Origin of the sequence: Thalassotalea mangrovi (assembly GCF_005116735.1) — a bacterium.
In the GTDB taxonomy this organism is placed as follows: Bacteria; Pseudomonadota; Gammaproteobacteria; order Enterobacterales; family Alteromonadaceae; genus Thalassotalea_A; species Thalassotalea_A mangrovi.
This window is the reverse complement of the sequence record NZ_SWDB01000001.1, coordinates 92,399-104,091: the sequence shown is the minus strand read 5'-3', so window position 1 is coordinate 104,091 and position 11,693 is coordinate 92,399. Positions and strand designations below refer to the sequence as shown.

Here is an 11,693-nt window from a genome sequence, read left to right as displayed (position 1 = left end):
ATTGCCTTGTATGAACACAAGATCTTTACCCAGGGCATTCTGCTTGACATCTGCTCCTTCGACCAATGGGGTGTAGAGCTCGGCAAGGGACTGGCGAATCAAATCCACAGTGAGTTTAGCGCCAATCAGGTCAGTGACCATCATGACTGTTCAACGGCCTCGTTGATTCGCTACTACAACCGTAACAAAAACGGTTAACTATCCGCATTACAGCACGGCAAAAAAGCCCGGTAATTCCGGGCTTTTCATTTTAATTCAACACCATGTAATTCTGGCCAGAAGCATCATCTGTATGTCAAACTGCTATTATTAATAGCAGTTATCAACCTTCTGGCTACCCATGTTGACCGAATCACTTATCGCCCTCATCGTTCTCTTGATTGCCATATTAGCGCTGGTGATTAATAGCCTTCGTAACCAGGTAAAACGACAAAACAAGCCAATTTGGGAAGATAGCCATTCACGTCGACTGGTACTCGGTGCCCTGACTATTTTCGCCGTCATCATTATTGTCATAATTGTGTTTGGCCTGCAGCGAATCCGGATGCAGACCAATGAGCAGGTGGGTAAAGCCCTGCAGGCCATGGTTGAGACTACCGAAACGGCGCTGGAAAACTGGTACGATGGCCGTAAAACCTTATTGCGTTACATGGCGGATAATCCGGAAATGGTGCGCCAGACTGAGCGGTTATTAAATCTTGAAGTTAATTACCTGCAAGGAAGTGCGCCACTAAAAACCATTCGCGAGTTCTATCGTAACCTCCCCAATGACTATTACGGTTCGCTTGGTTTTTTTGTCATTTCCAAGGACTACATCAATTATGCGACACTGCGCAATGAAAATCTTGGCCAGGAAAATATAATCTACAAACAGCGGCCAGAATACCTGAACCGGGTATTCCAGGGGCAGACCGTGCTGATCCCGCCGATGCTATCGGATGTACCGCTACACAAAGAGCAGCGCGGTGCCGGATCCCATAACACCACCATGTTTGTCGCCGCACCGATTTTTAACAGTGAGGGGGATATCATTGCCGCCCTGGCACTGCGTCTTGATCCCTTTAAAGAATTATTATCCATTACCCAGATAGGTTACCTGGGATCCACCGGTGAAACCTACCTGATCGATAGTCGAGCTACGTTAGTTTCCAACTCACGTTTTGAAAAGCAACTGGCAGATTTAAATGTCATTCAACAGGGCCAGGCAAGTATCCTTAATTTAAAAGTGCTCGATCCTGGGCGCGAGCTCAGCAAGAGCCAGCCCTTTGATATGCTCAACGATGATCTGCTGCCTACTTACAGTGCGCAACAGGCATTACAAAAACAACAGGGCTATTCCATTCAGGGTTACCGGGATTACCGCGGCCAGCAGGTAATTGGCGCCTGGGACTGGAATGAAGAATTAAATCTTGGGATCATTTCTGAGATAGACTATGCGGAAATACAGGCCGGTCATGTCGCCCTGCGCAATACCGTCAGTGCAGTATTTATCAGTATTCTGGTGTTGTTTGCCCTGCTGGCAAACTTTTCAGTGCGAATCGTGCGCACCATGAATGTTCGCCTCAATGAAGCCAATATGCGCCTCGAACAGAGGGTAGAAGAACGGACCCGGGATCTCACCGATCGCGAGCGACGCTTGTTTGATATCTATGAACACTCACCCGTCGCTTACGCCACCATTGACCCCAGTGGCCACTTTGATAAACATAACCAGGTTTTTGCCGAATTAACCGGCTACTCCAGGCGCGCTTTTGATTCCCTGACATTATGGGAGTTACTGCCAGGAGGAAAAGATAATCAGGAGGGCAAAGACCTACTAATCAATGCTCAGAAAAATCCACAAAAAGACGTCAATTTAACCATCATCGATTACCACGGTAAAGAAAAGCAGGTATCGGCCTCGGCAACCTTTACTAAAGAAAATCATGAGATTCGCCTGTCGTTACTGGACATTAGCGGTCGTATCGAAGCCCTGCGTAAAGTAGCGGCGAATGAACAACAAATTCGCTCAATTGTCGGTAACTTGCCCGGAGCGGTATTTCGCTTTGTTAATGATGGTGACTGGCACGAAGACAGACACTTAAATTTTCTCAGTGACAAAATAAAAGACTTAACCGGTTATCCGAAAGAAGAGTTTTTAAATGGTCCTAACCCCCTGAGGCTAACCGACCTGATTATTGAAAAAGAGCGACAAGCGATTAAAAACAAACTGAAAAGCGCGGCAACCAACTTTTCGACAGTGATGACCACCTACCATATGCACGACAAGTCAGGAATGATTAAGACTGTGCAGTTGCGAGTTAGCGGCGTCAAGGACGAATATAATCAAAAAACCTACTTAGATGGCACGTTGATCGATATCAGTCAGCAAGAGAGTCTGAAAGAAGAATTAAAAGAAAGTGAAAACCGCTTTGCCACCATTCTCGATAGCGTTGCCGATGGCGTAGTTGTCATCGATCGCAAGGGGACCATTCAAAACTTTAGTCGTTCGGCAGAGGCTATCTTTGGTTATGACCGTAATGAAGTGGTAGGTAAGCAGGTATCAATATTACAACCGGATGCCATGGGAGATACCCATAATATTTTCCTCGCTCACTATCAAAGCCGTAAAGAATCCGATGTGGTCAATCATGTCCGGCAACTGACCGCCCAGCGCAAAAACAAAGAATTATTTCCGATGGAAATCGCGGTCAGGGAAGCGGTTCTGGATCATCAGAAAGTCTTTATTGGTATTTTACGGGATATCACTGAGCGCAACCGCCAGCAACAACGCTTGATTGAAAGTGAAGAACGCCTCGACAGTGCAACCTATGGGGCCAAAATTGGCCTGTGGGAATTGTATCCGCAAAAAGGACACGCATTAATCAATTCCGTCTGGGCGACCATGCTCGGCTATGAACCGCTTGATATTCTCGAAACTGACAGTAAATGGTCAAAGCTAAAAGGTGGCTATGATACCTGGATGGAGTTATTCATCCCCGAAGACCAGGCCGTGATAAAGCAACTGGTGCGCGACTACCTGACTCAAAAGGTCATTGAACACAGCCGCGAAATCCGCCTTAGGTGCAAAGACGGCAGTTATAAGTGGGTACTGTCTATGGGGCGGGTGATTGAAACCGACAATCAAAATGTTCCGACCCGGATATCCGGCGTACACATCGACATCGACGAGCGTAAAAAACTGGAACTGGATTACGAGTCAGCGAAAGAAGTGGCCGAAAATGCCAACCGGGCCAAATCCGACTTCCTTGCCAATATGTCCCATGAGATCCGCACGCCAATGAACGCCATCATCGGTATGTCTCACCTGGCGCTGAATACGGAACTTACTCCGCAGCAGCGGGGATATATCGATAAGGTGCACAGGTCGGCTGAATCCCTGCTCGGCATCATTAATGACATCCTCGATTTTTCAAAAATTGAAGCCGGTAAACTGGACGTAGAATACAGTAACTTTGACCTTGGTGAAGTGCTTGAAGACCTGATTAACTTTATTGGCATAAAAGCGGAAGAAAAGCATCTGGAATTGTTGTTTGATATTCAGAATGATTTGCCGATGCAATTAGTTGGTGATTCGCTGCGATTAACTCAGGTGTTAATCAACCTGACCAACAATGCGGTTAAGTTTACTCAGGAAGGTGAAGTACTATTGCAGGTCTCATCATTGCGTACGACCACTAATGAAGTGGAAATCAACTTTGCCGTAAAGGATACCGGTATCGGCATGAGTGAAGAGCAGCAACGGGAACTATTCCAGCCTTTTACCCAGGCCGATGCATCGACCACCCGGGTTCATGGCGGTACCGGTTTAGGGCTGGCGATCACTAAAAAACTGATTGACCTGATGGGCGGACAAATCAATGTACAGAGTAAGTTAGGCAAAGGAAGTACGTTTTCATTCACGATCAAATTCAAACGGCAATTAAACGTTAGCCGCAAAACGGCACCTAAAGTTGAAAAGATTGATAATATTCTGGTGGTTGACGATAACGCCCACGCGCGCGATATTTTTGCCCGGATACTCGACTCCATGGGGTATCGATACAAAGTAGCGGCCAACGCTAAAGATGCGCTGGCATTGCTTAACCGACATGATAAAGAAGATCCATTTCAGTTACTGCTGATAGACTGGCAAATGCCGGTTCTCGACGGTGTTGCCATGGCCAGAATTGTCATCACCGAACTGAAGTTACAAAACCCTCCGCTGGTGTTTATGGTTACCGCTTTTGGCCGTGAAGAATTAACATTGCAGCTTGATGACCTGGAGGTTGATGATATTCTCACTAAACCCGTCACTCGCGGTAAACTTCAGCAAGCCATCCTGCAGGTTGGCAGCGATCAGGGTATTTCAACCAGAGCCATTAGCTCACCAAAATTAAAAATGCAGGCCGCCATTGAACAATTGCAGGGTGCACATATTCTGGCGGTGGAGGATAACGAGGTAAACCAGCAGTTAATCAGTGCCCTGCTTAGCAAAAACGGTATTGAGTGTGACATTGCCGAAAATGGTCTGATTGCCCTGGATATGTTAAAAAAACAAGCGTATGACGGGGTGTTAATGGATTGCCAGATGCCAGTAATGGATGGCTACACCGCAAGTAAGAAAATCCGCGAACAAGAGCAGTTTGCGGACCTGCCGATTTTAGCGATGACGGCAAATGCCATGGCCGGCGACAAAGAAAAAGCACTGCAGGCAGGGATGAATGATCATATCGCCAAACCAATCAATGTCGAGACCATGTTTCAAATCATGGCGAACTGGATCAACAAACCAGCACAGGGCCAGTCCAAAGCCCCGTCATCGATTGCACAGTACGAACATCGCCAATCGTCACTGCCGGATAAAATGATTACCATCAATATCAGTGATGGACTACGCAGGGCAATGCACAACCGCCCTTTGTATCAAAAATTGCTTTTGAATTTCAGCAAGAGTCAGCAGGATTTTAAAGATAAATTCCGCGCCGCCATCGAGCAAAACGATATTGACAAGGCTGTTTATCTGGCGCACACATTGAAAGGGCTTGCCGGTAACATTGGTGCCGAAGAAGTTCAGGACAAGGCTCAGCAACTGGAACAGCAAGCTCATGCCGGTGAGCTATCGTTAAACTCATTACAGGCGGTTTCCCGGCCTTTAGAGATGGCGATTCACGAAATAAATGTGAAGGTACCAGCCTTGCCAGAAACTGAGCCCGACACTAGCGACTTGACCGAGCAATCAACACCGTTGGCACAATGTATTATTGAATTGCAGACGATGTTGACAGCCTATGATACGGCGACAGCCGACTATATTGAAAAACATAAGGCCAAATTACATGCAGAGCTGGGCGCCAATGTTTACACGCGCTTGCTGCGAGCGGTCGAGCGATATGATTATGAATCAGCGCTGCAAGAACTCGAAAACCGCGCTCCCACTGAATAGAAAAAACATTTCGGCGTTTATTCATGACCACAAAAGAAAACCCGGTGTGCCTGAACACACCGGGTTTGGATAATGAGTTGAGTTGACCGATAAGCCGGGTTCTGTTCTCTTAAAAAGAGCGACAATCATTCGTCTAGGCCCTGGATCGCTCCAGGGCTCAAGCAACCTACCCGGTTCCAACGCGAGCCACGCCATAAGGAACCCTATTTGGTCTTGCTCCGGGTGGAGTTTACCCTGCTGCCAACTGTTACCAGCGGCCCGGTGCGCTCTTACCGCACCCTTTCACCCTTACCGGCACCTAATCGGTGCTTAGGCGGTCTTCTCTCTGCTGCACTTGTCGTAGGCTTGCGCCCCCCAGACGTTATCTGGCACCCTGCTCTGTGGAGCCCGGACTTTCCTCCCCTGCTTAACCTAGGCTAAGCAGCAGCGATTGTCTGGTCAACTCGACCGGCATTGTACCGATTGCCTCAGGGCAAGGCAATCTTTATACCTGCGCCACGCATTAATTAAGCAATTTAACAGTCTAAGTGAACTATTGCCCCTTTTCCGCCAACGTTAACGCGTAGAGGTCATTCTTTTTCAAATCAAAGATTTCGGCGGTCACAGCACAGGCTTTTTTTGGTTTCATTTCTTTTAACAATAACGCCAGTGTTTTACGAGCCAGTGGCGGGATTTCCTCACTCAGGGCCTTTTTCCCTTCGATCATCAGCACCAGCTCACCTTTTTCCTGGTTAGGATCCTGTTGCAACCAGAGCAACAAATTTTTGGCGCTATCACCGTGAATCGTTTCGAATGTTTTAGTCACTTCGCGGGCTATCACAACGTAGCGCTCAGCACCGAGACAGGTAATGATGTCCTGAACCGTATCAATAATGCGACGGGGAGCATCATAAAACACCATGGTTCGGGTTTCATCCTGCAGCGAGGTTAAGGTATTGACTCGCGCCCCTTGTTTCGACGGTAAAAACCCTTCAAAGGTAAACCTGTCAGTAGCCAGTCCGGCGACACTCAGCGCCGCAATTGCGGCACAGGCTCCGGGTACAGGAATAACATTAAGGTTTTCAATACGACAATGACGCACCAGATGGAACCCAGGATCAGAGATAAGCGGCGTGCCGGCATCGCTAACCAACGCCACCGATTGCCCGGAATTAAGCCACTCACTGATTTGTTGCTGACGCTGTCTTTCATTATGGTCATGAACAGATATGGTTCGATTGGTAATATTAAAATGTTGTAATAAGCGCCCGGTATGGCGGGTATCTTCACAGGCAATCACATCAACCTGCTTAAGGACGTCGATAGCACGCTGGGTGATATCCATAAGATTACCGATAGGAGTGGCAACCACATATAAACTGCCCGGTTGAACAATAGTCTGACTCATACTTTACCTGTTGATCTAATTAATAATTAGCCCGCTTGATTACACCTTGTAACATCATTGGGTTGCCCTGCTACGGCCGGGCGGTTTATTATAAAGCGAATTACAATAATTATCTGCTTGTTACAGCTTACCATTCCAGCTTTTTTCTCTGGTTGCGATCTGCTGATAGCACAGCATATGATAATAATAATCCTAGCCCCCTTACGCTAAAGCGAAAACCGATTCTATGAATGTGAAATTCCTGCTGTCTGTTAGCATTGTCATACTTTTTCTATATGGTTGTGCCACGCCAGAAACTAAAAAGCCTGCGCCGGCGACGCCAGTGACTCAGCAGCCGATCGATGATGAAGAGCTACAACCGGCAAGTGTTGAAGAACTGTTAGAACAGGCTCGTGGTGAAAACAGTGAAGAGACTATCGTATTACTGTTGCAGGCCGGACAAAAACTTCTGGGCCAGCAACAACCGCAAAAATCTTTGTTTTTATCGCAACAACTGGCAAACCTGCCACTCAACCAGCAACAACTTAACTATAATCGGCTAAACATGGCAGAAGCGGCGTTGCAGTTAAAGGAACCGCAATTAAGCCAGGCCCTGCTAGCTCAAATTGACAGCGAACAGCCAGGCAAACGACAGTTGCGGCTACAGGCTGATGCATTGTTGGCTGAAGGTAAGGTTCCTGAAGCAATCAGCGCCTATTTACACCTGTATGATGCCTACCCTGCCAGCGACTTAACGCAGTTGCAGGCCCTGGAAAACCTGATTGGCCAGTTGATGCCTTGGCAACTTAATTATTTGCAAAATAGCCACGCTCCGGCGTTGTCCCCCTGGTTGGCACTAGCCGAATTGCAAACCGATATTTCCGATAACGGGCGCTATCAAAAAGCTCTGATATCATGGCAACGCCAATACCCGGCACACATGGCACAACCACTGGTGGAAGATAAAATAGCCCAATTAGCGAGTACTGATGCCCAGCAAAGACCAATTGAACGTATCGCCGTAATTATTCCCCTATCCGGTCGTGAAGCCAGTTTAGGTGAAGCGATTCAGCACGGCATGCTCGCGGCTTACCAGCATAACCAGGATAGCCGGCCACTAACCTTTATCGACAGCAATGCTCGGCCAATGACGGATATTGTTCAGGAATTGATGATGACTCCACCGGATTTCGTTGTCGGTCCCTTATTGAAACAAAATGTCGACGCTTACATCGCCACCGAACAACAGCTTATGCCACATACCTGGCCCAGCCTGCTGTTAAATTTACCAGAGCAACAACAACCGGGAAGTCAACACTTTGTATTTTCCATGCGTCCGGAGGATGAAGCAAAACAGGCCGCCTTCACGTTATTCCAACAAGGCTATCAACAACCGGTGATCCTCAGCCAGGACTCGAGTTTAGGAAAACGCCTTGCTGATACATTTGAACACCAGTGGCGACAACAAAGTGGTAACACGCCACAGGTGATCTATTATCACACCAGCAAAGAAATGGAACAGGCAGTAAAAACCGCACTCGATGTTAACCTGTCGAAAGAACGAATCTTTTTAATGCGCAATCGAATGAATGAGAACCTTAAGGCGGAGCCCCGTAACCGTCGCGATATCGACATGATATACATCTTCGCCAGTGCCGATGACGCGCGCTTATTAAAGCCGTATGTTGATGTGAATATCAGCCCGTTTGCCAAAGCGATACCCATATTTGCCAGCTCAAGAAGCCATAATATTAATCGCGACAACAATACCAGCCGCGATTTAAACGGCCTGACCTTTACCGAAATGCCCTGGTTGCTTCCCAATCAGGCGCGACAGGCTGAACTATGGCAGCAGGCACGACAATTATGGCCCAACACATCCAGCGGTATGCAGCGTTTGTATGCGATGGGCATAGATACCATGAACCTGGTTGACAAGGCTGAAAAAATGCAACGAACGCCGGCCATGCACCACGCAGGCGAGACCGGCACGTTGCAAATGGATTCGGAGCGCATCATAAGCCGTTCCCTGTCCTGGGGTAAATATGGATTTCGACGAGTATCGGCGATTAGCATGCCTTAGCATCGCGACAAAACCTTTATCGGTTTTGATGGAGCTAAGAGCCAGGCGCTATTTAGTGGCACAGGGACTGACATTTATCGGTGCCAACTACGCCTGCCGCTTTGGTGAATTAGACTTAATTTTTAAAGACAACGACTGCCTGGTGTTCGTTGAAGTTAAGTACCGGTCGCGCGCCAGTCATGGTGATGCAGCGGCTCAGGTTGGACTTAGCAAACAAGGTAAAATGATTCGCAGCGCCCAATTTTTTCTGCAAAAGCAGGGGCTGAACGAGTACAATACCAAGTATCGTTTCGATGTCATAAGCCTTGACGGCTTAGCCATCAGACCTAGAATTTCATGGCTGAAAAATGCCTTTTTTGGAGCTTGAATATGTTAGAACGAGTCAAAGATAACTTCCGCGAGAGTATCGAAACTAAGATTGCGTCAAGTGAAGCCTTGCCGGTTGCGATTGAAAAAGCCGGCATGGTGATGGTTGAGTGTCTGTTAGCAGGACAAAAAATACTGTCCTGCGGAAATGGCGGCTCAGCGGGTGACGCGCAGCACTTTTCATCAGAACTTCTCAACCGCTATGAAACCGAACGTCCGAGCCTGCCGGCAATCGCATTAACCACCGACAGTTCAACGCTAACCTCAATTGCCAATGATTACAGCTATGAAGAAGTATTCTCCAAGCAGGTGCGAGCCCTGGGCAATGCTGGCGACATTTTGTTAGCCATCTCCACCTCTGGAAACTCGAAAAATGTGATTAAAGCCATTGAAGCGGCGGTTGCCCGCGATATGAAGATTATTGCTTTAACCGGTAAAGATGGCGGTGAAATTGCCGGGCTTCTTGGTGAAAATGATGTGGAAATACGCGTCCCTTCGAGCCGCACAGCGAGAATCCAGGAAGTTCACTTGCTTGCCATCCACTGTTTGTGCGAAATTATTGATACGACGTTATTTCCACAAGCGGAAAATTAATCTCGCGGCAATGCTGCCGCGTTAAATGCCACAGTCAAAGAAGAAGAATATTATGTTTAAGCAGCTTATTTTGATTACAGCCATAGCCAGCTCACTGCAGGGCTGCGCCGTCGCGTTGGTTGGCGCTGCCGCCGGTGGCGCGATGTCATACAATGACCGACGCACGTTAGGTGCCCAGGTCGACGACCAGGCTATTGAAGTAAAAGCCTATGGCCGGGTCAGCAGTGAGCCGCTATTAGATGAAGCAACGAATGTTAAATTTATCAGCGTAAATGGCCATCTGCTAGTCGTCGGTCAGGCACCGACGCAAGCGCTTAAAGATCAGGTAATTCGCCTGATAAGCGATATTCCTGGGGTGCGTAAACTTCATAATCAGATTCGTGTTGGCAAAATGCTGTCACTGACAAGCAAAGGGGCGGACTCCTGGTTAACCACCAAAGTGAAAACTGAGCTAATGATGGATGACCGTATAAAGTCCACAGCCATCAAAGTAGTAACGGAAGACTCAGAAGTATTTTTGATGGGGCTGGTGAATCAGCAGGAAAGTACCATTGCCGTTGATATCGTACGCAATGTACCGGGCGTAGCAAAAGTCTACCGAGCATTTGAATACCAGTAAGAGAATCGAAGAAACATTTCTCGTTTCTCGCCTCTGGTTTCTAGTTTCAAATATTAAAAAACGGGCATTCGCCCGTTTTTTTATTTCACAATCGATAAACTGGGTTTGCCTTTTTTCGGCGGTTTTTGCTGGCTTTCGGTCGTTGACTCCTCAGCCTCGGCAAGTTCCGGATAATTGACCTCAAACGAGGTTCCAACACCATTTTCACGGGCATAAATAGCCGCGACCGCTTCGTTAGGGATAATCAGGTGTTCAAGCTTCCCGCCAAACCTGGCGTTAAACTCGATCTGTTCCTGGCCCATGGCAAAGCCACCGACGCTCACCGGTGCAATGTTCAATACGATTTGCCCGTCGGTCACATAGGCCTGCGGTACGTTGACACCGGGATACAAGGCATCAACTGAAATATATGGCGTTAGCTGATTATCGACAATCCAGTCAAAAAAAGCCCTGAGCAAATAGGGCTTATTTGATGTCATTTCAATATTCATAACAGACGATATTACGCTGGATGACCAAATCGCAATTCACGTTCCGCTTCGGTCAGTGACGCCTGGAAGGATTCGCGATCAAATAGACGTAGCATGTAAGATTTCAACTCTTTACTGCCCTGCCCCGAAAGTTCAATACCAAAAGCAGGTAGACGCCACAACAGTGGAGCCAGATAACAGTCAACCAGGCTGAATTCTTCGCTCATGAAATACGGCGCTTCATTAAGGATCGGCGCGATAGACAACAAGCTTTCACGCAGCTCATTGCGGGCAGATTCCGCTTCATCAGCAGATCCTTTCATGATTTTATCCGCTAATGAATACCAGTCACTTTCAATGCGGTGCATCATCAGACGGCTGCGACCGCGAGATACCGGATACACTGGCATTAATGGTGGATGTGGGAATCGTTCATCCAGGTATTCCATAATGATTTTTGCTTCATAAAGCGCAAGCTCGCGATCAATCAGCGTTGGCACCGTGCCGTAAGGATTTAAATCAATCAAATCTTCCGGCAGGTTATCCATATCGACCAAGTGGATATCAACACCGACACCTTTTTCAGCCAATACAATACGAGTTTGATGACTGTACATATCATCGGCATGTGAAAACAAAGTCATGACAGAGCGTTTGTTTGCGGCTACAGCCATATATCCTCCAAAAAATATTCTTATTAAATAGTATCGGTTAAAAACAGACCTGATACGACAAAGGGGCCAATACTAATATTCCATTAGTATAGCCCC

At 47.4% G+C, this 11,693-nt stretch carries 9 protein-coding genes and 1 other RNA gene; 6 read left to right on the top strand and 4 right to left on the bottom strand.

What is annotated here, in order from left to right; genetic code table 11:
- Positions 1 to 198: phosphoglucose isomerase-related protein (locus E8M12_RS00495; RefSeq protein WP_497583344.1), on the top strand; the 198-nt coding region annotated here is incomplete at its 5' end.
- Between the two features lie 142 nt (positions 199 to 340).
- Positions 341 to 5,425, top strand: a complete 5,085-nt coding sequence (locus tag E8M12_RS00490) for a PAS domain S-box protein (protein ID WP_136734109.1) — start codon at positions 341 to 343, stop codon at positions 5,423 to 5,425.
- A 74-nt stretch (positions 5,426 to 5,499) separates the two neighbouring features.
- Here E8M12_RS00490 and rnpB read toward each other — a convergent pair.
- An RNA gene (gene rnpB, locus E8M12_RS00485) (RNase P RNA component class A) lies at positions 5,500 to 5,871 on the bottom strand.
- 86 nt (positions 5,872 to 5,957) lie between these two features.
- On the bottom strand, positions 5,958 to 6,812 hold the full coding sequence (gene rsmI / locus E8M12_RS00480; protein ID WP_136734108.1) for a 16S rRNA (cytidine(1402)-2'-O)-methyltransferase: 855 nt from the start codon (positions 6,810 to 6,812) through the stop codon (positions 5,958 to 5,960).
- A 226-nt stretch (positions 6,813 to 7,038) separates the two neighbouring features.
- Between rsmI and E8M12_RS00475 the strand changes: the two genes are divergently transcribed.
- Genes E8M12_RS00475 through E8M12_RS00460 form a run of 4 tightly spaced genes read left to right on the top strand, consistent with a single transcriptional unit; the run spans position 7,039 to position 10,453 of the window.
- A complete protein-coding gene (locus E8M12_RS00475) occupies positions 7,039 to 8,874 on the top strand; it encodes a penicillin-binding protein activator (protein WP_136734107.1) in 1,836 nt (611 codons plus the stop codon).
- Positions 8,837 to 9,241: a YraN family protein gene (locus E8M12_RS00470; RefSeq protein WP_136734106.1), complete on the top strand. Its 405-nt coding sequence runs from the start codon at positions 8,837 to 8,839 to the stop codon at positions 9,239 to 9,241. Before E8M12_RS00475 ends, E8M12_RS00470 begins: the two co-directional genes overlap by 38 nt.
- A gap of 2 nt (positions 9,242 to 9,243) precedes the next feature.
- A complete protein-coding gene (locus E8M12_RS00465) occupies positions 9,244 to 9,834 on the top strand; it encodes a phosphoheptose isomerase (RefSeq protein ID WP_136734105.1) in 591 nt (196 codons plus the stop codon).
- A 52-nt stretch (positions 9,835 to 9,886) separates the two neighbouring features.
- Positions 9,887 to 10,453 carry a BON domain-containing protein gene (locus E8M12_RS00460; protein ID WP_136734104.1) on the top strand — a complete coding sequence of 189 codons (567 nt, stop codon included), beginning with the start codon at positions 9,887 to 9,889 and terminating at the stop codon, positions 10,451 to 10,453.
- An 80-nt stretch (positions 10,454 to 10,533) separates the two neighbouring features.
- On the opposite strand, the gene E8M12_RS00455 is transcribed toward E8M12_RS00460, so the two are convergent.
- Complete coding sequence (locus tag E8M12_RS00455; protein WP_136734103.1) at positions 10,534 to 10,932, bottom strand: ClpXP protease specificity-enhancing factor; 399 nt, start codon at positions 10,930 to 10,932, stop codon at positions 10,534 to 10,536.
- 23 nt (positions 10,933 to 10,955) lie between these two features.
- Positions 10,956 to 11,597: a stringent starvation protein SspA gene (sspA, locus tag E8M12_RS00450; RefSeq protein WP_136734102.1), complete on the bottom strand. Its 642-nt coding sequence runs from the start codon at positions 11,595 to 11,597 to the stop codon at positions 10,956 to 10,958.
- Between the last annotated feature and the right edge of the window lie 96 nt (positions 11,598 to 11,693).